We start from the raw sequence: 23,924 nt of genomic DNA on the forward strand, positions 1-23,924 counted from the left end.
TTATTCCTTACAAATAAAATGAGAATTGATAAGTTCGATACTGTTGTTAGGACATTGATTACCCCATGCATCCCAACCTTGTGACATGTCACGAGCGAATAGCTCAATGCGATTTACATCACCGTACAACTCTTCAAGACGGTTTTTTACTTCCCACGGCTTTTCGCTATGCTCACCTAAACAACTAAATACGATTTGCTTAACGCTAGCACTAATGCGCTGTAATCCATTACCTCGAGTAGCGATTAAAACATCTTCACTATTGGCTCTGGTGTAGTTTCCTCCATTCATTTTTGTTTCAGCATCTAATAGTTCAAACAGGTCGTGATAATCAAATAACTCACTGTTTTGAATAGCCTTATCAATTCGTTGCCATGCTAAAGGGTTAAACTTAACCCATGTAAAAGCTTTCATTGTGCGGACTTTAAAGCCCCAAGCTTCAGCTAATTTAATAGCCTCGAGTACAAAATTACCGGTATACCACATGGCAAGAACTGCGTTATCAGATGCAATAGAATGAATAGGGATATGAGTTAAATTGAAGAGGGAGGTTGTTGGATAATGATTTTTAGCAGCACCGTTTGAAACTTTATTTTTGTAATCCCACGGAGGATCACAATAGATAAGGTCGTATTTTTTCATTTAACCTCCTTAAGAAAAGAGATCCAGTGCGTCTTATCATTTTTACCTACACGCTGTACTGCTGTTGGTTTTTGGTCTGTTAGTGCTAAAATTTGTTTAACAGGTATTTGGGTTTCATTCCATTTGAACAGCAATGTTCCACCAGGCTTAAGCACTCTAAATGCTTCACTAAACCCTTTACTTAAATCGTCTCTCCATGAGTCTTTATTTAACGAGCCGTATTTTTTAAACATCCAACTATTTTTACCAACTCTAATTAAATGAGTAGGGTCAAATAGCACCTGATAAAAGGTATTATCTGGTAATGGAAGGTTTTTAAAATTAGAAATAATATCTGGTGTTATATTTAAAATTCTCCCGTCACATAAAATATGCTTTTCGGCTCTAATATCATTAAATAAAACGCGGTCATCTTGTTTATCAAAATAAAACATACGAGAGCCACAGCACATATCAAGTATTGGTTTCACGTTCAGCATCCTTCATTAATAGAAATAATTCCATAGCTGCGCGATATGGGCTATCGTTTATAACTTGTGCTTTTTCTATAAACCCAATACCAGATGGACAAGGAAGTATATTCCACTCTCCATATCTAGCACACCAGAAATTACCGTCACCAGCAAGTAGGCTAATCTTATTCTCAATAATAATCGGCATTGCGTCAGTAGGGTTATTACAGGGATTAAATTCAATCCAGTTTGCTCCATCACCATAGAAAACTTTATTACTATGTAAGTTCGTGTCTTCATGTTCTATTTTCGCAGCAACAAAGACGCGCTTATTAATCTCGAAGTCAGATAGTTCGGTGTATTTATTCATTGATTACCATCCTGTAATTTCTATATCGTCAGAGTCAATAAACCAAGGTTCTATTTCGTCAATTCGAATCCCCATATCATCTAGAGAAGGATAACCATCAATTCCTTTATCTTTAGACCAATCGAATTGCTCGGTAAGCCATTCTGCATCCTTGAAGTTATTGAATGCTATTTGCTGGAAGCACTCAGCACAGAACATTGCAAAACCAGCTTTCTCATGGCTATCGTGTATATCAGCTCTATATTCATCACCAGAATAGAATTTATTAATTTGTTCACATGATTTTTTAAATTTATCCTCATCGATAACAGTGATTACCATTTCTAAATCTTTTTGCCACGAACCAGAACTTATTTTAATTTGTCTCATCTGTATATTTCTCCACAAACAACCTCAACATTCCTCACTGACATTAAATATTCAGCATGTTTATTGCACTCCGATTGCGTGTATAAATCCTCAGATATTAGCGCTGCATGATTGTTCATAATTAACAGTAGAACGAATAGCTTCATGTTTATTTTCTCTGTATGCACATTTAAATATGTGAGCAATAACATCAACAGTCCACGCATTGCCATAGCATTTATATGACTGTGAATTTGAGACTATATTTTCACACCAGCCGTCGGGAAATGTTTGTAGTCTTGCACACTCAGTAGGAGTTAATTTGCGATAATGACAGTTAGTAATGGAATCCCACTCATGTCTATCATATGAATTGCGTCCAGATGAGCGAATAGTTTTACTCTTATCTCTAATCGCGACTTTCGGCTCTCTGTGCCCACCCTGGCACGTAGATAGAGTTGGGGCTTTCCCAGCATCAGAATAAATACGCTTTATCTGTTCATTACCTTTAATATCAGAGGCGTTAGCAACATGAATTAGTCCGTCTTTAGATTGCTTGATATTCTTTCTTGGTTCGCATGATCTGAGCGCTATCTTTATTCCTTCACCTTTATTTGTTGTTAATGTTGGGCTAACTCCATCTACGCTATAAACATTGCCATTCATTCCTTTCCCTGATGGATTTACATTAAACAATTTATTTATAACTTTGTTATTTTTGAACCCATGCGAATTAATATCATCAATAATATCTTTCAGCAAAATACCTTTATCTTCTGGCTGGCTAACTTCAAAATTAGTCCAATAATAACGCTGTCTATTTTGTGCTGATACTAATGAGCTATTAATAAGAGTTTTATTTACATAACCTAAAGCGCGCTCCGTATGCAGTGTTATATATTCCTCAAATTCCTTTTTCATCTTCACATTTTCAAGCATGAATTTAGCATCTGGATTATTTTCTAATACATGGCTCATTATTTCTAATGTCGTCCAGAATAATTTACCGCGCTCGTCTTTATCTCCTAACTGTTTCCCCGACACAGACCACGACTGACATGGAAAGCCGGCAGTAACTAACCCCACATTTGACCAATCAACATCCCACTCGCGCCAATTATTAACATCACCTAATTGGATATTGTCTGGATAATGAAATTCAGATACCTTATTAGCGAATTTATCTATTTCAGCGATGTAATACTTATCAAATTTAATTCCAGCGCGAGACAACGCTAATCGCCCAGCGGATATTCCGTTGAACAAGCTTAAATATATCATTTTGATTTCCTATAGATGTGCAGAACCCCGTATTAGCATGAGTAATACATATCCGATTATTTGCATGGTTGTTTACTTTTGAATTAAATCAGCACGAATATATAATGTGTCAGTTGGATGAATTCTATCTGCACACCAAGTTACATCGTCACTACGTAAATTAACTGGAAATTCAGGTTTATTTATCTCATCTGGCTCGGGGTCAACTTGTAGCCATATTAATTCTGGTGCGGTAGTGCAATTAATGCTTTCTGGTAAATTATTAATTAAACTCTCGCGTGATGCTTTCCAGCTAATCCACATAATATCTACATGGATGTCAGCGTAATTTAATCCGTTATTTGCTGTTTCGAATTTATTGTTTATTTCTGCGTCGTCCATGTGAAACTTAATAAACTCTTCAAACTGCTGTCTTGATTTATCCATCATTCCACCTTTTTAGTTCTTCAATACCCAACTCTGTTAATTGCCATCCGTCCTTTGGGTGAAGCTTAATAAGCCCTTTATTCTCCAACGAGAAAATTGACATACTATTGCTTAACTGCCTATATCCATTATCTACATTTTTTAATGTGCTAATTTGACGCTCTGTTAATTTCATCACTCCACCTTTCTATACCCAGCTCTATATAATCGCTCTGCATGTTTTCTTGCAGTACCCATTCCCATATCAACTAAACCTATGCCACCAGTTGATAAATCAGTTGCCATTTGCTGAATTTCCTTTTCTGCTATTTCCTTACGCTTTTCATCTGCAATTTCTTTCGCTAAGTCGGAACATTCAAAACAAATATTTGCCGCCTGACCTTGAATCAAATTGTCCTTACCCACGTTACCACTGCAAAGATTACAAACATTCTTAGGGTCTGGTTCTGGCAATGTAAATTTCATAAATTGCCCATAATGTGTAAAACTATTCATATTCATTCCTCTTATTGCATCCCTGCGAGTTAAATTAAGCTGTCCGTAGCTTTTCGGTTTCTGGATATAATTCACGAGTTATTTTTAACGCCTGCTCGGTGCTTACTGCGCCTTCCATTTGTTTATTAAACCAAGCGTTAATATCTCCAGTGTTGCTTTTCATCTCTTCGTAAAACTCTGAGTCAATCCACTGGAATATGCTTTGCGCCCACAAGTGAGCCTCTTTGGCATTATTTTCTGAAAGGTAATACTCAATCACTAAAAGTAATAAATTTAGTCTGTGTAATTCCCACTCGTACACATGACCTCTAGCTACTTCTTGTTGAAGTGCGTTAATTTCTTCTTTGAGTTTATTTGTCATATCTATCTCCTGTTTGCATCCTTGCACTGAGTCCGTGGGTTAATCCAATGTGACAATGACCGCTTTATCAATAGGCGACCAGCTTAATGGCGAGTGATTGACAATAACTTTATTTAGCGCTTCAAAGGCGTAATATAGTTCCTCTGAAACTTCACCATCTTCCGGCAAGACATCCACAAAGATATCGTTAGGATCTAACTGATGTGGGTAATTTGGCTCACATAACACTAGCTTTAGGTCATCAACAGATACTTCGTGTTCTTCGCAATAATCACGAACATCATCGATATCAAAGAAGTATTTATCACCAAAAAACATTGTTATGGGTGTTTCACCATCCCATTGAATACGTTCAAAGCTTTCAAATCGTTCTTGCTGATGTTCTTCCTTGCAAGCAGGGCAACCCCAGTTAATGACGAATGGCTCTTGATTTGGGTGTTTATCACAAACATTATGAGTTGCACCACAATATCTTGCTTGGTGCTCGTTATCACCCCAAAAGCGACCATCACGATCAACCCAGCCAGTAATAGTTTTGATGCTTGCTGATTCTGATGAATTATATAAAACAACTTTATTTTTCATGGTTATATCCTTTGGTTGAACGGGTAGGGGTTAGGCGTTACTCACAAACTGCCCAGCTTCATTACGCTTACGTTCGGTGTAATACTTAGGCGTCTTTCTTGATTGAGAACGTTTTTTCAACCACTCATCAACTTCTTCAGCTTCCCAGGCAACACAGCGCACCGATAAATACATACGCTTTGGGAAATCACCTTTCTTCTCTAAGGTGCGAATAGTTGAGCGAGAAAGTCCTGTTAGCTTTAAAACAGCAGGCATACGGATAGGTTTGATAGGTAATTTAATATTCATATCTAAACTCCTTGCGGAGCTGTATCGCTCCGCATTAAATAGGATCACTGGTATTCAGGGCGCATATCATCAAGTGTGATAGAGAAAGACTCGTATAACTCATCACCGAGTTTTCGCTTGCTTGATTTAAGTAGCTTGTCTACTTTTTCAAATGCTTCGGTGGCTTCGGGTGAGCCAGATTCAGGAAGTGAGTTGATAGAAGCTTCTAAGGCATTACGTGCATCAATGCGGTGGTATGCCTGTACTGCTTTATTTTTTAATTCAGCAAACAGGTTGATCCCCATTTCATTTTTTAAGTTCTCAATTTCTGCGCGAATATTTTTAGCTTCTTCGACAGTCTGAACATCATCAATAGCTAATCTAAATGCTTCAGCATCGAACTTAGGTATAAACTCGCCTTGAGCTTCTTTTACAGGTTCAGCATTATTTGGTTGTTGCTGGGTAGTGATTTCATCAATGCTTACACGTTCTTTCTGTGGGGTGATGTCTTTAATCGGGCGATCTTCAAGTTCTTCTGGCGTATACACACCAAGAATAACTTCAGGGCAATAAAGACGGGCCCAATATTTTACAGCGAGATACGCGATTTGTTGCTTAGGCATTGTTTTCCAAAGTGGTGAGTTTCTCGTCTGTACATCAGCAAGGTAAACAGGCTCACCCCATGTAATTTCTTCTTCACCTCTTAAAATTGCACCGACTTCAATAAATAAACCCGATTCATCACGTTTATCTTTCATGCCTACAATCTTTTCCCAGTCGCCACCGTATTTGTAATGGAATCGACCTACAACAGCATTTGAACTGGTAATAACTGCATTTACTAATTGGGCTTCATAACCAAGCACACCATTGATGACATGAGTTTTTTGACCGACAACGAAAGGATCCATTCCCCAACGTGCGGACTGCATTGTGATAGCAAGACAATCAGATGGTTTACCTTGCAGATGTCTTGGCACCGTTGCTGTACCTGATGCCATTAGCTCAGCAAATTTGACAATACGGTCTAATGATTCAGGATTAAAAAGTAATGATGTGTTATTCATTACTGATTGATTTCTTTCGAGAGTTGCTACTTCTGACATAATATTTACTCCAAGCGTGCGCCTGATTGTTCAAGCGCATTTTTATTAAGCGACTTCGTTTTGCAGTTCTTCTAACTTTCTCTGCTCAAAGTCAGTGATACCGATAGTGAGAGTAGTGGTGATAGGCGCTGGCCAATATCCTGTATCCATAGCTTCACGGATATCACGCAGTGTCTTTTTGTACTCTGCACGACCTAATTCAAGTAATTCAGGTAATGCTTCAACGATAGCGACCCAGTGGTAATGCTCGTCTTTGTTAACGAATATCCAGAAGAACTGATCCAGCATTGCCACATCACAATACATAGCTGCACTGATGTGATAATCGCGATTAATGATTTCTCTGCGGATCATGGCTTCAATGGCATCTTGTTTAAATCGACCAAGTGCTACTGATTTGAGGTCAAAACCTAATCGGTTATTTTCTGTTTGAATTTCGATATCAGGACGAACACGAATTTCAAGACCAGTATCTTCATCAATGCCGTAGTAGCTAACTTCTGATACACGGTTAGGGTGATTTAATAAACTGGATGCTTCTTTGTGGTTCATAACAGCGTTACGCATGTTATTTGCCATTTCATAGTCAACGGTTTGAACATGAATTTTTGAATCGTCACTAAGCCACTGGCTAATGATTTCATCTTCAAATACAGCATCAGGGTTAACTTCTTTAATGATCTGCATGAGATCATCTTTCTTGACGGGTTTTCTAAGTGGCTCAGGCTTATTTGTTTCTGCTAAATATAATTCAGGGTTGATGTGGTGGTATATCTGCTCAAGTAATGCGTCTGTATTACCTGAGGTTTTCAATGGTGTTGGCAAAGTATCATTATAGGCTTTGATACAGGCTTTCATTGCTGCACCAGTAAATTTTCCATCTTCGGGGATAGTTTTAAATTTATCGGGCAACTGCATGTATATCTGACCTAGATCTTCGGCTTTTCCGCTGGTGGAAAGTTGCGGTGTCAGAGTGGCATTATGTTCTTCAATAATTGCTTTTAACTCATCTTGTGAGAGCTTTTTAGGCAACTTATTGTTGTATTCGTCAATCCATGACTTCATTGTTTCCGTTGTTGTAAAGGCACCTTCTGGAATAATTGGTTTAACACTGAATTCAGCATCAAACTTTTCAGGTTCCATTGTTAACGTGTGAAATGCGCTACCTAAATCGAAACAACGCTTATTTTCACGCTCAATGACTTTTGTTATATGGCGTAACTCGTAATACATCAAACTAATACGAGCATCTTTTAGCATCGAACTACTGATGCCGTTTGAACTGTGATACACCTCGTTAGGAATATCGGGATACCGACCAGGTTCAAAATAAGCAGGTTGGTCATTTTCTTCCTTTGGAATATCTTCCGTTTCCTTGAGTTGACCGTTTCGGTTATCAACACTGGCGTGAAAAATCACCTCTTCCTGAGGTACTTCCTTTTTTTCTACCTCATTTGAGGTGGTTTTTGGATTTATTAATGAGTTAAAGTGATTAACTCTATGGCGAACGCTACGCATATCAGGGTTATCAATAAATGACATAATAGCGTTAACGATTTGCTCTTCACTGAGTTCACTGCTGATATTAGGAACCAATGAAAGTGCGAGTAACGTGATATTAATAAAGTGGTCATATTGCTTAAACTCTTCTTTTTCAATATCACCATTGATATGACCTGTTAGCGCATCTACTTGTTCGCTACCAGTAATATCTTGGTTAAGTAAAAGAGCTTTTGCAATCAACACATTTAAGTGCTTAGTGTCTGACATTTTGTTTACCTACTAATTGTTCTGTTTGTAATGCGAGCTTTCTTACATAAGCCCACTCAATACCGGCTTTAAAATTGTCAAATGACTGTGACTCATTTAAGCCAGATAAGGTAAATACATGCTTACCGTCTTTGATATAAAAGATCATGACTAATCACCAAATTGGTTATGTCTGAGCGCATTAAAAAATCAGTCTCTTTTATCCATATTGTTAAAGAGCAAATTAACCGTATTGGTTAACTTATGCTTTTAATCATAACCATAAATTAACCATTGTCAACCATGAAAAACAAATAAATCACCAATATGGTTATGTTTGTTTTTATCACTATGAAATTTAATGATTTATTAAGAGTAAAAAGAAGCCAGTATATGACTTCTTTTTAATGGAAAGGGTTAGTCGTGGGAGATAGGCTGGTTTTTATTAATGATAAATTCAATGAAGTTTTCAATAGCAGCTTGTTCGCTGGCAGGAAGTTTTGAATAGGCTCTTCTATCATAGTTAATAGTGCCTTTATCATTTTTAGGGATCAGTAGTTCATAGGCTTGGCGGCCCATTGCTTTTGCAATAGCATCAATGCTTTCAGCGGTGGCGCTGGCTTCACAATTGATAATGCGGTTAACTGTTGATTGTGCAAGCCCTGAATCGACAGAAAGCTTAACTCTTGATTTTATTCCATCGTTTAACATAAATGTTGTGATGTTATCTGAGAGTATTTTTCCGATCTCGGTCGGAATATATTCTTCTTTTTCTGACTCCGCATGACCTTCTTTTAAATGGTCTACATCCATCCAATATTTACTAATTCTAGTCACATATTCAATTTTACGTGACATTGGATCGGTGAGTTCACGATGACTTTTTAAATCTTTTGGTGATAGGTAACGAGAGATCATACTTGGTGCTACGCCTAACGCATCAGCCAATAGTTTTTGTTTGCCGTTGTAGTAGCGTTCAATAATATAAATCAGGTTATCTTTTCTAATTTCAGCAATGCTTTTCATTTATCCAAGTCCTTTGGTGTCTATTCTTTATACAAATTTGATTAAGTTATGGTGTATTAAACAAACAAATAACCCTTTTGGTAAAGTACCTAAACGGTTACTATTATTTATTGGTTAATCAAATTGGTGAAATTATGGAAGTTTTCGACTTTAAAAAATTTTGGAATAGCTTAACGATTAAGCAAAGAGAAGCATTTTCTCAAAGAACGGGGTATAGCCAATTGTATCTATCACATCAGCTACGCTATGCAAAACGTAAGCCTTCACTAAGTAAACTCAATAAGTTATATGATATTTGTATTGAATTCGGTGCAGATACAACCAGAGAGCAATTAATCAATTTCTTTATTCGATAACAATTCAAAGGCTGTTTATAGATAAGGATCACTTCGGTGGTCCTTAATTTTTTATTGATAACCAACAAGTCTTTTTAGGTTGATCTATTTTAAAATAATGGATAATCTTATTGCTAACTAATCATAGAAAAAGAGGTGGTGATGAAAATTGTGACTAGAAAGCAAGCCATTGAAAATGGTTTAAGTCGTTTCTATACGGGAAAATTATGTAGATATGGTCATGATTCTGAGCGTTTTACCAGTAATGGTGTTTGTGTTGAATGTTCTGCAATTAATTCATCCAACTACAGAAAAGAAGTCAGCCGATTATTAAAGATGGCTCGTAATAGAAATATTGCTTATGAAGACAATATCAGGGGGTGATATGGCCCGTATCAGGACTATTAAGCCAACATTTTGGACTGATGAGGATATGGCTGAAATATCTGAGTCAGCGTGTTTATTGGCGATAGGGCTATTAAATTACGCTGATGATGAAGGCTATTTCAATGCTAATCCGAAGCTAATAAAAGCGGCTATTTTTCCAATACGTGAAACCTCCAGTAGTATTCCGGTACTACTACAGGAGCTTTCCAACTGTGGCTATATCAGCTTATTTTCTGCCCAAAATGGGAAGCACTTTGGATTAATAAATAATTTTACAAAACATCAAGTCGTAAACAAGAAAACGCCAAGTAAAATCAAAGAGATGAATCTACTACCATATGACTACGGTAGTGATACGGTAGGACTACCTTTAGGAAAGGAAGGGAAAGGAAGTATTAAAACAACTCTCTGTAACGCGCGCGAAGGAAATTTGCCTGATGTGGATAATGCCATTTTAAATGACAGAGTTCCTGCTGGTGGTTTTAGCGTTGACGGTAAATTTGTGATGTTTGATGAATGGGAACCTGATAGCGATTTTTTACGTAAATCTGCTTTTTGGGGACATGCACTAACAGAGCCAGTTAAACCAACTGAACTTGCCGAGTTTATTACGTACTGGAAATCCGAGGGGAAAGCTAAACATCACGAACAATGGGAAATGGCATTGGCAAAAAGTATTAAATTCCAACGTGCTAAAGCGAATAACAGCAATACTGGAGTAAATAATAATGGCAAATCAGAATTTAAATTCGATCCAAACAGTGGCAAATCAAGAGCCGTACAACTCGTGGAACATAAGATCAGAGAAAAACATGGGCAAGAGTATCTCGACTCTTTGGCTACAAATGACGGAGTTCTATGGGGAGAAATGGACAAACAAGAACGGGACGGAACCCTCATTGATGTGGAAACGAGCACTCAGCGGATTGAATAGCGATCAATTCGATTTGATATTTAAATTCTGCATTGAACGTTGTAGCAATGGTAATCCGTGGCCACCAGAGTTATCTGATGTCATTTCAATGCTTTCTGACAAGTTGGTAGACGCTAATGCTTTTGGAATTCCATTTGATGAAATGCTGAGAGATTTCAATAAATACCTAGCCAGACGATGTAATTACCATAGTGCTGAGATGTACCCCTTTAGACATCCGGTGCAGTATTGGATCTTCACTGACCTTAGGCAAAAGGTATATGACCTTAGGCTGACAGAAGCGGAGGTTGAGAAGTGTTTAAATAAAATGATCCGTATGTGGTCTGAGCGAGTACAACGAGGAGAGGTAATACCTAAACCCACGTTAAGACTTGAAGATAAAACCAAGCCAAGACCTGCATGGATGGATTTATTAGAAAATGCTGATAAACGTAAACATAAATCGGCATAAGGTTTATTGGATATCAAAATCCTTAGCGTAATAAACACTGGTGAGTTTTATTTGTTGTAGGTATGCGATTGGATGTCTGAGTAGTGAAAACAGCGTATAGGCGATTTGAGAGCGTTTTAAGTGGGTATGAGTTTAATTAAAAACTCTGTTTTTTTATACTTGAAAACATAACCAAATTGGATATATTAACCATAATGATTAATCTCTTAAGGGTTATCGTATATGAAATTTATGCAGGATTTTGTTGTTGAAATATTACATGACAAGAAAAAACCGTTATCAGTTAACGAAATAACCGAGATTGCCTCAGAGCTTGATGGTAAGAAAAATCGCTCAACAACCAATTATGCGTTGATCAAGTTGGTTGAATGCGCGGTTGTTGAGCGCAAAGCGGTAGTCGGCATTGGTTATGTATACACGCTAGCGCCTGATTACATGGAGCGTCTACGTGAATTAGATATCAAAAAAGAAGCCTCTCTAATGACCAAGAAGCCAGCAAAACCTACGGATAAGCATGTTATCTGTCAGAAAGGCTCACTAACCTACGTCAGAAAGAGCTTACCACCGTTACAGCATGGAAAGATTGCTGATATTCATAACCGTATGAACGCAATGCTGGTGGCGGTACGCGCATGAAACAGCAAATTTATTATATCAACCCTGTACCAAAACCACGTATGACACAGCGTGATGCATGGAAGAAAAGGCCCGTTGTCGTTAAGTACCACGCTTTTTGTGACGAGATGAGAGCTAACCGTTTTACGTTACCGGAAAGCGGTGCTCACCTAACGTTTGTTATTCCTATGCCTAAATCATGGAGCAAGAAAAAACGCATTGAGATGAATGGTAAACCCCACCAGCAACGTCCTGATGTCGATAACCTGATTAAAGCTGTTATGGATGCCATCTTTGATGAAGATTGCAGGGTGTGGAATATCAGCGCGTCAAAGCTTTGGGGTGAGCAGGGAAAGATAGGGGTAACGTTACCTGAAAATACAGAAAATCATGAACTTATTACCATGAGTTAAGTTCGTGACTGAGTTAATTAATCGTTGAATGAGTTTGGGAAGAAATTATGAGCCAAGAAATTGATGCTATTAGGCTTATTCAATAAATCAAACAATCGTGACATGTCACGCAAGAGGATTTTTAAGATGGATGACGGGGCGGTTTACAAAATTACTGGCACATGGAACGGAAAACCATTTGAAAAGCTAATGCAAGCTGAATGTGAATTAGATGCAGAGGCAACGGTAATCTTCTGGGCTAATTTATGTGGCGCTCATGCAGACAATTTGAGCGTCGAATACCACAGCGCTATTAATTGAGGGTTGAGTGATGAAAGGAACAGAAATTAAAAAATTGATGTGGATTTATTCTGATGAAAGGATGAGACGTAAGCGAAGATATGTGAAAGCTGGAAAACAAGCGGACGATTGGAATCGTAAGTTATATAAGCCATATCGTAGTGAGCGAGTTATGAACCGATTGTTACGATTAAATTCATTGAAACTTGTGAGTTTTTTTAATTGAGGTCGAAATAATGGTATGTGCTGATTGTGGTGGAGAAGTTGTTTGGATTGGGCCTATAACAAATTTATCTCATACGGAATGTAAGCAGTGTGGTGCAATAAATAATTATCTTAACGAACAGGGTGAGGATGATTTGCAAAGCAATGAAATTGCAATGATGAAAATTAAAACCTCAAAACTAAAAGGATTAGCGCTTGATTGGGCAGTAGGTAAAGCCGTTGGCGTTGATGCTCGTATTGGCAAAGAGTTTATTGTTGATGCTAATAACTGTGTATATAGCCCATCTAGCGACTGGTTAAAGTGTGGTGAGTTTATAAATAACTACTGGATTGATTTAATGTTTGAAGAAGTTGACGGGGTTAATTATTGCTATGCATCACCGCCACATTTAATGGGTGATTATGCCACTGCTAATACTGCTCAAGAAGCTATTTGCCGAGCGGTTGTTATGCTTGAGATAGGTGATGAAGTTGAGATACCTGAGGAGCTGATAAATGCTAACTAAGTACATTTTATTCGCTGTATTCTGGTGTGTCGTTGTTACTGTGATTGGAGTGTCACTTAATGGCTAAATCACCTGCTGAACGTAAGGCATTACAACGTAAGCGCCAAAAGGAACTTGGCGTAACGAAGATTGAACTGCTGGTGGATAATCAGGAACTGGAGATGTTACAGCGTAATTGTGTTCTACGTATGCCTGGTCGTGAACAGTATGATGTTGTTGAATACATACAGATGCTTATTCGTAAAGATGATGCGGAGTATAAGCGACAAGCTGAGGAGCTATCTAAGCGTAAGTGTGAGCGTTGTGGCGAACAGTTACCCGTTCAGCAATGCTGTTTATCTGGTGATGCTAAATGTTGGGTCACTTATGGATATCGCGAATTACAGCTTAACTTGGTTGACAAAACGATAGCAAAATAGAAATTTGGTTGACGCGATTTTGTCAACCAGATAGCCGTCGGGTGTTCATTTCTATTTTAATTCCCTCGAATACTGGGGTTTTAAATTGGTGTATTAATACCTAATTAGATTTGAATGTTATATTTTGAATAGCCATAATAACCAAAGAGGTGATGATTATGACTATCAAAAGACCAAGAAAGAAACCTGCACGACAGCCAACGCCTATCAACGACAAGATGGAACGTTTCTGTCAGGAATATATCAAATCCCCCGATAATCAAACTGATGCTGCAATCTCTGCTGGATATGCTTCTGGCAGTGCTTGCAAGCGCGCATCACAGCTAATGGCTGATCCCCGTATTCAAGAGCGTATCGCTCAACTTATGCAACAGCGCAATAAGCGCACCAAGATGAGTGCTGACAATGTACTCAGGCGTTTGGTTGATATGCTTGATGCGGATATTGCCGATATTCTCAATGAGAAAGGCGATATTAAACCAATATCTGAATGGTCACCTATTTGGCGTAAAAGTGTTGCTGCATTTGATATCATTGATATTGACGGTGATACACGCATTAAAAAAGTGAAGTTACTGGATAAAATCAAGGTGCTTGAGTTGATTGGTAAGCATGTTGATATCAATGCCTTTAGAGACAGAGTACAGGTCGATGTAAACGTATCGCTTGCTGATAAGTTGGCATCTGCTCGTAAACGTGCTCAGCAAGGGAGCATTGAGTAATGTCAGAAGCTTTGCAGAAGTCACCAGAAGAACAACTCATTGAAGATATCGCATCATTTACGCATGATCCATTAGGTTATGCGTATTACGCATTTCCGTGGGGTGAAGCTGGTGGAGAGCTTGAAGAATACAATGGTCCTCGTCAGTGGCAAGCCGAAGCATTAAATGAAATCGGTGAACATCTACGCAATCCAAAGACACGCCACCAGCCATTGTTACTTGCTCGTGCTTCTGGTCACGGTATCGGTAAATCGGCATTTATTTCAATGATCATCAAGTGGGGTATGGATACCTGCGAAGATTGTAAGGTAGTCGTCACTGCCAACACCGAAAATCAGCTACGTACTAAAACGTGGCCAGAAATAGCGAAGTGGCAACGTCTATCACTTACCAATAATTGGTTTACTTGCACTAAGACAGCTATCTACTCAAATGATCCTAATCACGCTAATGCTTGGCGTGCTGATGCGGTACCATGGTCAGAGAACAACACGGAGGCATTTGCAGGGCTTCACAACAAAGGTAAGCGTATTATCCTTGTGTTTGATGAAGCGTCTAACATTGCCGATCTGGTATGGGAAGTGGCAGAAGGAGCGTTAACGGATGAAGGCACAGAAATCATTTGGATAGCATTTGGTAACCCAACTCGTAACACAGGGCGCTTTCGTGAGTGTTTTCGTAAGTTTAAACATCGTTGGAACACCAAGCAGATTGATAGCCGTACCGTTGAAGGTAGCAACAAAGAGCAGATTAAAAACTGGGAAGAGGACTACGGCGAAGATAGCGACTTCTTTAAAGTCCGTGTTCGTGGTGTGTTCCCGTCAGCATCAGAGTTGCAGTTTATTCCAACAGGTTTGACGGATGAAGCCATGAAGCGCATTGTCACACAGGCAGAAGTTGCTCATGCTCCAGTAATTATTGGTGTTGACCCTGCCTATTCTGGTATTGATGATGCGGTGATTTATCTGCGCCAAGGTTTATTCAGTAAATGTTTGTGGACGGGCTTTAAAACAACTGATGATGTTGTTATGGCAAAGCGTATTGCTGACTTTGAAGATCAATATAAGGCTGACGCTGTTCATATCGACTTTGGATATGGTACTGGCATTCACTCAATTGGAACAAGTTGGGGGCGCGTGTGGCGTTTAGTTAAGTTTGGTGGTGCATCAACTGATCCACAAATGCTAAACAAACGTGGTGAAATGTATAACAGCGTTAAGACATGGCTAAAAATTGGCGGGGCTATTGATGATCAGGAAACCGCAGATGATTTGTCATGTGGTGAATACAAAGTTCGTGTTATTGATAGCAAGATTGTACTAGAAGATAAAACAGAAATTAAAAAACGTCTTGGTCGTTCACCTGGTAAAGGTGATGCACTAGCACTGACATTCGCCTATCCAGTCACTAAAATAGATAGAAATTACACCTCACCTCATTCTGGCGTTAATGTCAGCAATTCAGATTACGATCCATTCGCATAAAAAAAAGCCCTCTGGAGTAGAGGGCAAACAGTCCTAAGGTAAAGCACGCTGTCGTGGTAACAATACCGAGAAAAAATGCAGTGGCATTGCATAACCAAAATGGTAGTTATAATTTTCAATATTGTCAAATAACATGTATTATTAATTTAATATGCAATATTGGTTAATTATAAAGGTGTGTCGATATGTGTAATCCATTTGGCAATACTCCAAAAATTACAACTCCTCCTGCTGTTCAGGCAGCACCTCAAGAACAAGATGCGGCAGTAACGGGTAGTCGTGATGATGAAATGCGTCGTCGCCGTGCAGCCGCAGGTCGTAAGTCTACGTTACTAACAGGTGCGCAGGGTGCGACAAGTTCAGCATCCACCAGCGGTAAAACCTTACTTGGTCAATAAGGGGTGACTATGTCAACGCCATTGAAACAACAGCTACTGCAACAACTTAATCAGTTGGAAACAGAGCGTAGCTCATTTGAACTGCATTGGCGTGAATTGTCAGATTTCACTCGTCCTCGTAGTACGCGCTTTACTGCATCTGATGTTAATCGGGGTGATCGCCGTAATAGTAAGATCATTGACCCTACAGCATCTTTAGCTTCATCGGTGCTTTCCAGTGGCATGATGTCAGGTATTACAAGTCCTGCTCGTCCTTGGTTTCGTTTAGCGACACCTGATCCTGATTTAATGGATTATGGCCCTGTAAAACTTTGGCTAGAAACCACCGAACAACGCATGAACGAAGTGTTCAATCGTTCTAATCTCTATCAATCATTACCGTTGATGTATGGTGATTTAGGTACCTTTGGCACTGCTGCAATGGCTGTTGTTGAAGACAGTCAGCGTATTATTCGCACTGTTCATTTCCCCCTTGGTAGTTATTACATTGCGAATAGCCCAAGCTTGAGTGTTGATGTTTGCTATCGCAAATTTACGATGACCGTTCGCCAGTTGGTGATGGAGTTCGGGACTGATAGTGTCAGCGATACTGTTAAATCAATGTGGAATTCAAGCCAGTACAGCCAATGGGTTGAAGTGGTTCATGCTGTATATCCAAACCTTGAACGACAAACAGGAAAGTTAGAGGCAAAGCATAAGCCTTTTAAATCCGTTTATCTTGAAGTGGAAGGCGATAACGAGAAAGTGTTACGTGAATCTGGCTATGATGAATTTCCCATCATGGCGCCACGTTGGGAAGTGAATGGTGAAGATGTTTACGGCTCATCTTGCCCTGGTATGTTGGCGTTAGGTGGTACTAAAGCACTTCAATTAATGCAAAAACGTAAAGCGCAGATGATTGATAAGCTGACTAACCCACCTTTACAAGTACCTGCATCATTAAAAAACCAACGGGTAAATACCATACCAGGGGGCATTAACTATCTTGATGAGGCAAATCCTACTAATAAAATTCAAACGATTTTTGATGTTCAACCTGTAGCATTGAAAGCATTACTTGAAGATGTTCAAGATACTCGTCAACTGATTGATACCGCTTACTTTGTTGATTTATTCCGCATGATGCAAATGGTGAATACGCGCTCTATGCCGATTGAAGCCGTTGTTGAGATGCGAGAAGAGAAGCTATTGCAATTAGGGCCCGTTCTGCAACGCCTTGATTCTGAGTTACTCGACAAGCTGATTAATCGCACTTTCTCAATCTTGGTAAACAAAAACTTACTTCCCGTTGCGCCTGATGAAATGCAGGGAATGGATCTAAAGGTTGAGTACATTTCTGTAATGGCTCAGGCACAGAAATCGATTGGCGTTGGCAGTATCGAACGCTTTGCTGGCTTTGTTGGAAATTTGGCAAAAGTTAAGCCAGAGGCCCTAGATAAACTTAATGCTGATGATGCTATTGATAACTATGCATCAGCAATTGGTGTCTCTCCAACTATCGTTGCAACCAATGAGCAAGTACAAGCCATACGCCAACAGCGACAAGCACAGCAACAACAAATGGCGCAGATGCAAATGGCGCAGTCTGCTATTGATGGTGCTAAAACCCTCAGTGATACCAATCTTGATAATGATAGTGCCTTGTCCGCTATGGCTGGTGGAGGTGCTCAATGACACATCCATTCGATGCGTATGAAGACGAGAAAATTGCTCGCACTGAATACGATATTCAACAAAAAAATAGGCAAGAGAAAGAAGAACAACAGCTAAAAGAGGTTATGTCCACAGAAGCTGGGCGTGCTGTTATTTGGCGTTTGATTTCTGACTCTGGCGTATTTCGTAACTCTTTTTCTAACGATCCATATGCAACTGCCTTTAGAGAGGGCGAGCGTAACTATGGGTTAAAAGTTTTCAATCAATTACACCAAGTTTGCCCTGAGCTTTATGCGCAAATGGCAAATGAAGCAGTTACACCAAGCGTTTAACCAAGATTTAAAGAATGGGAGAAACAGTCATGAACTTATGGCAGAAATTAATCATGCGTCGCTTGTATAACGAGCAACACAGCGAGGGAGGTGAAGGCGGTGGCGGTACAGCAACGGAACCTACTCAAGAAACATCAGCAACAGATAAAAATGAGCCACCAGCAAACAGTGATGATCCTACTAAAAGCACTGAAAAAGAGAATGGTGGAGAGCAGGTCAAGCCGGATGATAAGAAAAATGATGCCAATAAATCAGATGTAGGTGCGCCTGAAAAGTATGAATTTAAAGCACCAGAAGAAGGGCAAGAGCTTGATAAAGGTGCATTAGAAGTCTTTGAGCCTATTGCTCGTGAGCTGAATTTAAACAACGAACAAGCGCAAAAACTGGTTGATGTTTATGGTTCTAAAATCATGCCTGCTATTCAGAAACAAATCAATGATGGTTGGCAAAAGCAGACTGAGCAATGGGTTAAAACTGTTAAAGCAGATGAAGAATTAGGATCAAATGAGTCTATTGGTGCAGCACAAAAGGCATTAGATACCTATGGTTCTGATGATTTGAAATTGTATTTAACAGAAACAGGGTTAGGTAATCACCCAGAGATTATTCGGGCTTTTGCCAAGATTGGCAAAGCAATGTCAGAGGACGGTCTTGTCACTGGCAACAGTAACGGCAGTAAAAGTGCTGCTGATGTTTTATTTGGATAACAAAGAGGAAATAACATGCCTGCTTTAACTCTCGTTGATTGGGCTAAACGACAAGGCCCTGACAGCAAGCAAGCGAAGATCGTCGAATTGCTGAATCAGTCTAATGAAATTCTTGATGATATGGTTTTCGTTGAAGGTAACTTACCAACGGGTCACCGTACAACCGTTCGTACTGGTTTACCATCTGCAACATGGCGCTTGCTTAACTATGGCGTACCGCCAAGCAAATCAACCACAGCACAGGTTACTGATGCGATTGGTATGCTTGAAACCTATTCTGAAGTTGATAAAGACCTTGCTAATTTGAACGGACAAAAGAATGAATTTCTATTGTCTGAATCAATTGCATTCTTAGAGTCAATGAACCAGCAAATGGCTGAAACGGTTATTTATGGTGATGCGACGGTTCATCCTCAGCGCTTTACGGGTTTAGCTGCACGCTTTAACGATATGAACGCAAAGAATGCGGTCAATATCATTGATGCTGGTGGTACTGGCAGTAATTTAACGTCTGTGTGGTTAGTGGTATGGGGTGAAAACACGGTTCACGGTATTTTCCCTAAAGGTTCTAAAGCAGGTTTAGAGCAAAACCATTTAGGTGAAGTTACTTTAGAAGATGAGAACAAAGGTAAATACCAAGGCTTTCGTACTCATTTCCAATGGAAAAATGGTATCTCAGTTCGTGACTGGCGTTATGTTGTCCGTATCGCCAATATTGATTTATCTAAAATTGGTAAAGATCCAGAAAAAGCGGACACACTAGATTTACCAGACTTGTTTATTCAAGCGATTGAGAAGATCCCTAACCTCTCTATGGGGCGTCCTGTTTTTTATTGTAACCAGCAAATCCGTAGCTGGATGCGTCGTCAAATTAAAAACAGCAAAAACGTCAATATTTCTATGGCAGAAGTTGCCGGTAAGAAAGTTGTTTCATTCGATGAAATTCCTGTTCGCCGTGTTGATGCCATTTTAACGACTGAAGATCAGGTGAAATAAGTTATTGCGGTGTCGTTTAACGGCTCCGCTAACTTTCATTTATTTGGAGATAGTCAAAATGATTTTAGATAAAGAAACGCTTTTTTCACTGGATCAGGCGGTTACTGCATCTGCTGTAAGTAAGCAAATTATCGACTTAACGCCAGTGCATGGCGCATTTCGTGATATCGGTATTGGTGAGCCATTAGAGCTGTTTGCACAGGTGACTGAACAGGCTAAAGCAGCAGGTGAAGCGACTGTTCAAATTAAGTTAGAAACCGCGACAGATGATAAATTCTCTGATGCTAAATCTATCTTTGAATCTGTGGCAATGCCAATTGCTGATTTAAATGCAGGAAAACGTATTGTGGCGAAAGTACCTCAAGGCGTTCTGAAGTATTTACGCCTGCAATACGTTGTTGCAGAAGGTCCATTAACGGCGGGTAAGTTCACTGCGGGCATTAACCTAACTGTTGATGCTCATCCTATTTACGATGCTGTAACTCAATAAGGTGTGACATGTCACGATATAAGGTTTTAAAAAAATCATTTATCGCTGGGCGTCTACTTGAAATCGGTGAAGAGGTTGAGTACGACGGTATAGCTGGCGATAACTTAGCGTTAATTGGTGGCGCTGATGCTCGACTTAATACTCATAGTGTGGCTGATGGGGCTGGTGATAATACTGGTAAAGGCGTAAGTAATATTGCTGTTAGCGGTTCAGGTGTAGCGATTGACTCAAGCCTTGATGCGCTTCGTGAGCAATATACTCAGCTATTTGGTAAAGCACCTCATCACAATATGGGCGCAGATAAAATGCGCACCGCAATAGATGAAAAGCGGAAAGAACTTGGGGTTTAACCCCCGATGATAAAGGGGGCGAGAGCCCCTTTTTTATTGGAGATAAATGATATGGCCTCAGAAATTGAAATTTGCAATATTGCATTAAGTCGCATTGGTAATAGTCGTTCAATTAATAGCATGACTGAAGCCAGCAAAGAAGCCGTTCAATGCAACCTTCATTATGCGCAATGCCGTGATAGTGTGCTGGCCGATTTTCCTTGGAACTTTGCGACTAAAAAGGTGGCATTAGCCAATACAAATAATCCTCCACCTAATTGGGCGTATGCCTATCGCTATCCTAATGATTGTCTAAAAGCCATTGGTATTGTCGAACCTCATCAAAAGTACCGCAGGCCAGATACAGCAATTCATTTTCATGTTGGTTCAGATGAAAACGGTACTGGCCGATTAATTTTTACTGATCACCCTAGTGCATGGCTTGAGTATGTTGCACGTATTACTGACGTCAATATGTTTGATGCGTTATTTAAAGATGCCCTTGCATGGCGTTTAGCGGCTGAATTGGCTCGTCCATTGGCATCAAATGCGGGTATTGGTGGTGAAGCACTACAAATTTACCAAGGTGTAATTAAAAGCGCGGCCGCACATTCATTAAGTGAGTCAGCAGAGCCAACTGATTATATGGATGAATTCACACTAGCGAGGTTGTCATAATGCCATTTAGTCTTATTCAACCTAGTTTTTCAGGCGGTGAAATTGCACCAAGCCTATATGGTCGTGTTGATCTTGCGAAGTATTCAACTGCACTGCGCAAGTGCCATAACTTTATTGTTCGTCAATATGGTGGCGTTGAGAATAGACCAGGCACACGATTTATTGCTGAAACAAAGTATCAAAATAAGAAGTCTCGCCTTATTCCTTTCCAATTCAGCACCGTACAAACCTATGCGTTAGAGTTTGGTGATCGTTATATTCGCGTATTTAAAGATGGTGGGCAGGTTCTCTATGCTGATGGTGAACATAAAGGCGAAGTGTTTGAATTAGCGACACCTTATAAAGAAGCTGATTTATTTGATTTGAAGTATACGCAATCAGCCGATGTTATGACGATTGTTCATACTGATTATCCACCAATGGAGTTACAGCGTTACGATCATGATGATTGGAAATTAGTCTCCGTTGAAACCAAGAACGGCCCCTTTGAAGATATCAATACCGATAAGGCAATGAAAGTTTATGCCAGTGCAAGCACGGGGCAAATTACGTTAACCTCTACGCATGATATTTTTGGTACCGAGCAAATAGGTAAACAGTTCTATTTAGAGCAACGTGATATTGATGCGGTTCCTGTCTGGGAAACAGATAAAACAACCAACCTCAATGATCAACGTCGTGCTGACAGTAACTACTATCGTGCCAATAGTGGCGGTAAAACAGGAACACTAAGGCCGTCTCACACGGAAGGAATGAGCTGGGATGGTTGGGGTGGTGATACAGGGATCCAGTGGGAATATCTGCATAGTGGTTTTGGTATCGTAAAAATTGAAACTGTAAGTGAAGATGGTAAAACAGCCACAGGAAAGGTGATCTCTTATATTCCATCCAATGCCGTTGGTGAAGATAATGCAAGCCATAAATGGGCGCGTGCAGTGTGGAATGATGTCGATGGTTATCCAAGCACCGTTGTTTATTATCAACAACGTTTATTCTTTGCTAGCTCTCGTGCCTACCCGCAAACGATATGGGCCAGTCGTAGCGGTGACTATAAAGACTTTGGGCGCAACAATCCTATTCAAGATGATGATCGCATTATCTACACGTATGCAGGTCGTCAAGTTAATGAAATTCGCCATTTGATTGATGTCGGTTCGCTGGTGGCATTGACCTCTGGTGGTGAATATCAAATCACAGGCGATCAGAACAAAGTGCTTACACCTTCCAGTTTTTCAATGTCATCACAAGGTGCTAACGGTTCAAGTGATTTACCGCCAATCTCTGTTGCGAACATTGCGCTTTATATACAAGAGAAAGGTAGTGCTGTGCGTGATTTATCGTATTCCTTTGATGTCGATGGGTATCAAGGCACTGACTTAACTATGTTGGCAAATCACCTATTTCAACGTCACCGCATTGTTGATTGGTCATTTACTACGGTTCCATATTCTATTGCATGGTGCATTCGTGACGATGGGTTAATGCTGGCTTTAACCTATTTAAGAGAACAGCAAGTTTTTGCATGGGCGCCACAATCGACAGAAGGGAAATTTGAGTCAACGTGTTCGATCAGTGAAGGCAATGAAGACTCAGCTTATTTTATTGTCCAGCGTACAGTAAACGGCAAACAGGTTCGATATGTAGAGCGCTTGGCTAGCCGTTTATTTACTCGTACAGAAGATGCTTTCTTTGTGGATTCAGGCTTAAGTTATGACGGTAGAAACACAGATGATGTAAAAACAGCAACTATCACTGGTGGAGCGGGTGAGTGGAACTATCAAGAAAACTATCAATTAGTGATTTCAGGCAATCCGGTCTTTAGTGCTTCTGATATTGGTAGTGCCGTCAATATTCCTTATTTTGAAGATAATGAACATAAAGAGCTTCGCTGTAAGATTGTTCAATATGTATCTGCAAATCAAGTGGTTATTTCTGCTAATCGCAACATTCCACCAGCATTACAAAATACGCCCACTACTGAATGGAGTATTGCCCGCTATCGCTTTGCTGGCTTAAATCATCTTGAAGGTAAGACAGTTAATATTCTTTCTGACGCTAATGTTTCACCACAGGCTATTGTCACCAATGGTGCAGTGGAAATTGATACGCCATCAGCCGTAGTACATATCGGATTACCTATTACCAGCGAATTAGAAACGCTTGATATCCATATCAATGGGCAAGAAACATTACTTGATAAGAAGAAGCTTATTAAGGTTGCCAGCTTAATTGTAAATAGTAGTCGGGGTATTTGGGCCGGTACTGAAAAAGAACGGCTATATGAGTATCCTCAACGTCAATTCGAGTTTTACGACAATCCTGTTGATGATGCCACAGGCATTGTTGAAATTAATTTAGATGCAGATTGGAGCAAAAACGGACGTGTCTTTATTAGACAGGTTGATCCTTTACCGTTAGCGGTGCTCTCTGTTATTCCGCGTATTGATGCTGGTGGTTTCTAAT

35 protein-coding genes are annotated in these 23,924 nt (G+C 39.7%); 20 read left to right on the forward strand and 15 right to left on the reverse strand.

Annotated features, from left to right (window positions below):
* The 15 genes from INT04_RS05790 to INT04_RS05860 form a co-directional block, all read right to left on the reverse strand.
* Window positions 1-642 (reverse strand): MT-A70 family methyltransferase, encoded by a 642-nt coding sequence (locus INT04_RS05790; RefSeq protein WP_036936129.1) that lies wholly within the window; start codon window positions 640-642, stop codon window positions 1-3.
* A complete protein-coding gene (locus INT04_RS05795; RefSeq protein WP_413465705.1) occupies window positions 639-1,076 on the reverse strand; it encodes an SAM-dependent methyltransferase in 438 nt (145 codons plus the stop codon). The genes INT04_RS05790 and INT04_RS05795 overlap by 4 nt, the downstream gene beginning before the upstream one ends.
* Before the next feature lie 19 nt (window positions 1,077-1,095).
* On the reverse strand, window positions 1,096-1,464 hold the full coding sequence (locus INT04_RS05800; RefSeq protein ID WP_193015224.1) for a phage protein NinX family protein: 369 nt from the start codon (window positions 1,462-1,464) through the stop codon (window positions 1,096-1,098).
* 3 nt (window positions 1,465-1,467) lie between these two features.
* Window positions 1,468-1,833, reverse strand: coding sequence for a DUF2528 family protein (locus INT04_RS05805; protein WP_193015225.1), 366 nt, complete (start codon window positions 1,831-1,833; stop codon window positions 1,468-1,470).
* Between the two features lie 90 nt (window positions 1,834-1,923).
* The gene (dcm, locus tag INT04_RS05810; RefSeq protein ID WP_193015226.1) at window positions 1,924-3,093 is read right to left on the reverse strand and encodes a DNA (cytosine-5-)-methyltransferase; all 1,170 of its coding nucleotides are present in this window, start codon (window positions 3,091-3,093) and stop codon (window positions 1,924-1,926) included.
* A gap of 72 nt (window positions 3,094-3,165) precedes the next feature.
* The gene (locus INT04_RS05815) at window positions 3,166-3,519 is read right to left on the reverse strand and encodes a hypothetical protein (protein WP_193015227.1); all 354 of its coding nucleotides are present in this window, start codon (window positions 3,517-3,519) and stop codon (window positions 3,166-3,168) included.
* A complete protein-coding gene (locus INT04_RS05820; protein ID WP_193015228.1) occupies window positions 3,512-3,694 on the reverse strand; it encodes a hypothetical protein in 183 nt (60 codons plus the stop codon). The genes INT04_RS05815 and INT04_RS05820 overlap by 8 nt, the downstream gene beginning before the upstream one ends.
* Window positions 3,694-4,014: a hypothetical protein gene (locus tag INT04_RS05825; RefSeq protein WP_193015229.1), complete on the reverse strand. Its 321-nt coding sequence runs from the start codon at window positions 4,012-4,014 to the stop codon at window positions 3,694-3,696. Before INT04_RS05825 ends, INT04_RS05820 begins: the two co-directional genes overlap by 1 nt.
* Before the next feature lie 34 nt (window positions 4,015-4,048).
* Window positions 4,049-4,375, reverse strand: coding sequence for a hypothetical protein (locus tag INT04_RS05830; RefSeq protein WP_193015230.1), 327 nt, complete (start codon window positions 4,373-4,375; stop codon window positions 4,049-4,051).
* 39 nt (window positions 4,376-4,414) lie between these two features.
* Window positions 4,415-4,960, reverse strand: coding sequence for a hypothetical protein (locus tag INT04_RS05835; protein ID WP_193015231.1), 546 nt, complete (start codon window positions 4,958-4,960; stop codon window positions 4,415-4,417).
* 30 nt (window positions 4,961-4,990) lie between these two features.
* A complete protein-coding gene (locus INT04_RS05840) occupies window positions 4,991-5,248 on the reverse strand; it encodes a helix-turn-helix transcriptional regulator (RefSeq protein WP_193015232.1) in 258 nt (85 codons plus the stop codon).
* A gap of 44 nt (window positions 5,249-5,292) precedes the next feature.
* Window positions 5,293-6,333 (reverse strand): RecT family recombinase, encoded by a 1,041-nt coding sequence (locus INT04_RS05845; protein WP_069368900.1) that lies wholly within the window; start codon window positions 6,331-6,333, stop codon window positions 5,293-5,295.
* Between the two features lie 45 nt (window positions 6,334-6,378).
* Window positions 6,379-8,103 (reverse strand): PD-(D/E)XK nuclease-like domain-containing protein, encoded by a 1,725-nt coding sequence (locus INT04_RS05850; protein WP_193015233.1) that lies wholly within the window; start codon window positions 8,101-8,103, stop codon window positions 6,379-6,381.
* Window positions 8,090-8,251 (reverse strand): hypothetical protein, encoded by a 162-nt coding sequence (locus INT04_RS05855; RefSeq protein WP_004243375.1) that lies wholly within the window; start codon window positions 8,249-8,251, stop codon window positions 8,090-8,092. Before INT04_RS05855 ends, INT04_RS05850 begins: the two co-directional genes overlap by 14 nt.
* A 248-nt stretch (window positions 8,252-8,499) precedes the next feature.
* Window positions 8,500-9,108: a hypothetical protein gene (locus INT04_RS05860; RefSeq protein ID WP_004243373.1), complete on the reverse strand. Its 609-nt coding sequence runs from the start codon at window positions 9,106-9,108 to the stop codon at window positions 8,500-8,502.
* Window positions 9,109-9,242: 134 nt separating this feature from the next.
* Between INT04_RS05860 and INT04_RS05865 the strand changes: the two genes are divergently transcribed.
* The 20 genes from INT04_RS05865 (at window position 9,243) to INT04_RS05960 (ending at window position 23,923) form a co-directional block, all read left to right on the forward strand.
* Window positions 9,243-9,464 carry a hypothetical protein gene (locus INT04_RS05865; RefSeq protein WP_223231915.1) on the forward strand — a complete coding sequence of 74 codons (222 nt, stop codon included), beginning with the start codon at window positions 9,243-9,245 and terminating at the stop codon, window positions 9,462-9,464.
* 141 nt (window positions 9,465-9,605) lie between these two features.
* Complete coding sequence (locus tag INT04_RS05870) at window positions 9,606-9,827, forward strand: hypothetical protein (RefSeq protein WP_072068381.1); 222 nt, start codon at window positions 9,606-9,608, stop codon at window positions 9,825-9,827.
* Window position 9,828: 1 nt separating this feature from the next.
* On the forward strand, window positions 9,829-10,764 hold the full coding sequence (locus INT04_RS05875; RefSeq protein WP_193015234.1) for a DnaT-like ssDNA-binding domain-containing protein: 936 nt from the start codon (window positions 9,829-9,831) through the stop codon (window positions 10,762-10,764).
* Window positions 10,733-11,215, forward strand: a complete 483-nt coding sequence (locus INT04_RS05880) for a replication protein P (RefSeq protein ID WP_193015235.1) — start codon at window positions 10,733-10,735, stop codon at window positions 11,213-11,215. Before INT04_RS05875 ends, INT04_RS05880 begins: the two co-directional genes overlap by 32 nt.
* A 222-nt stretch (window positions 11,216-11,437) precedes the next feature.
* Window positions 11,438-11,851, forward strand: coding sequence for a hypothetical protein (locus INT04_RS05885; RefSeq protein ID WP_036936156.1), 414 nt, complete (start codon window positions 11,438-11,440; stop codon window positions 11,849-11,851).
* On the forward strand, window positions 11,848-12,243 hold the full coding sequence (locus INT04_RS05890) for a RusA family crossover junction endodeoxyribonuclease (protein ID WP_193015236.1): 396 nt from the start codon (window positions 11,848-11,850) through the stop codon (window positions 12,241-12,243). The genes INT04_RS05885 and INT04_RS05890 overlap by 4 nt, the downstream gene beginning before the upstream one ends.
* Window positions 12,244-12,369: 126 nt before the next feature.
* Entirely contained in the window at window positions 12,370-12,543 is a 174-nt protein-coding gene (locus INT04_RS05895) for a hypothetical protein (protein ID WP_175437864.1), read from the forward strand.
* A gap of 215 nt (window positions 12,544-12,758) precedes the next feature.
* The gene (locus INT04_RS05900; RefSeq protein WP_193015237.1) at window positions 12,759-13,253 is read left to right on the forward strand and encodes a phage protein NinX family protein; all 495 of its coding nucleotides are present in this window, start codon (window positions 12,759-12,761) and stop codon (window positions 13,251-13,253) included.
* Window positions 13,254-13,312: 59 nt separating this feature from the next.
* Window positions 13,313-13,672, forward strand: coding sequence for a hypothetical protein (locus INT04_RS05905; protein ID WP_069368910.1), 360 nt, complete (start codon window positions 13,313-13,315; stop codon window positions 13,670-13,672).
* Window positions 13,673-13,830: 158 nt separating this feature from the next.
* Window positions 13,831-14,394, forward strand: a complete 564-nt coding sequence (locus INT04_RS05910; RefSeq protein WP_234566131.1) for a terminase small subunit — start codon at window positions 13,831-13,833, stop codon at window positions 14,392-14,394.
* On the forward strand, window positions 14,394-15,878 hold the full coding sequence (locus tag INT04_RS05915) for a terminase (RefSeq protein ID WP_175216672.1): 1,485 nt from the start codon (window positions 14,394-14,396) through the stop codon (window positions 15,876-15,878). The genes INT04_RS05910 and INT04_RS05915 overlap by 1 nt, the downstream gene beginning before the upstream one ends.
* Before the next feature lie 185 nt (window positions 15,879-16,063).
* Window positions 16,064-16,276, forward strand: a complete 213-nt coding sequence (locus INT04_RS05920; protein ID WP_004243356.1) for a hypothetical protein — start codon at window positions 16,064-16,066, stop codon at window positions 16,274-16,276.
* 9 nt (window positions 16,277-16,285) lie between these two features.
* Window positions 16,286-17,950, forward strand: a complete 1,665-nt coding sequence (locus INT04_RS05925) for a portal protein (RefSeq protein WP_193015238.1) — start codon at window positions 16,286-16,288, stop codon at window positions 17,948-17,950.
* Window positions 17,947-18,261, forward strand: a complete 315-nt coding sequence (locus INT04_RS05930) for a hypothetical protein (RefSeq protein ID WP_193015239.1) — start codon at window positions 17,947-17,949, stop codon at window positions 18,259-18,261. Before INT04_RS05925 ends, INT04_RS05930 begins: the two co-directional genes overlap by 4 nt.
* Window positions 18,262-18,290: 29 nt before the next feature.
* Window positions 18,291-18,968, forward strand: a complete 678-nt coding sequence (locus tag INT04_RS05935) for a peptidase (protein ID WP_193015240.1) — start codon at window positions 18,291-18,293, stop codon at window positions 18,966-18,968.
* Window positions 18,969-18,983: 15 nt separating this feature from the next.
* Window positions 18,984-19,964 (forward strand): major capsid protein, encoded by a 981-nt coding sequence (locus tag INT04_RS05940; RefSeq protein WP_060555917.1) that lies wholly within the window; start codon window positions 18,984-18,986, stop codon window positions 19,962-19,964.
* A 58-nt stretch (window positions 19,965-20,022) separates the two neighbouring features.
* Entirely contained in the window at window positions 20,023-20,454 is a 432-nt protein-coding gene (locus INT04_RS05945) for a Bbp16 family capsid cement protein (protein WP_129041519.1), read from the forward strand.
* A gap of 8 nt (window positions 20,455-20,462) precedes the next feature.
* Window positions 20,463-20,804 carry a hypothetical protein gene (locus INT04_RS05950; RefSeq protein ID WP_193015241.1) on the forward strand — a complete coding sequence of 114 codons (342 nt, stop codon included), beginning with the start codon at window positions 20,463-20,465 and terminating at the stop codon, window positions 20,802-20,804.
* Between the two features lie 51 nt (window positions 20,805-20,855).
* A complete protein-coding gene (locus INT04_RS05955) occupies window positions 20,856-21,461 on the forward strand; it encodes a hypothetical protein (protein WP_161772410.1) in 606 nt (201 codons plus the stop codon).
* Entirely contained in the window at window positions 21,461-23,923 is a 2,463-nt protein-coding gene (locus INT04_RS05960) for a hypothetical protein (RefSeq protein ID WP_193015242.1), read from the forward strand. Before INT04_RS05955 ends, INT04_RS05960 begins: the two co-directional genes overlap by 1 nt.
* Window position 23,924: the final 1 nt, after the last annotated feature.

The organism is Proteus sp. FME41 (genome assembly GCF_014897315.1).
GTDB lineage: Bacteria > Pseudomonadota > Gammaproteobacteria > Enterobacterales > Enterobacteriaceae > Proteus.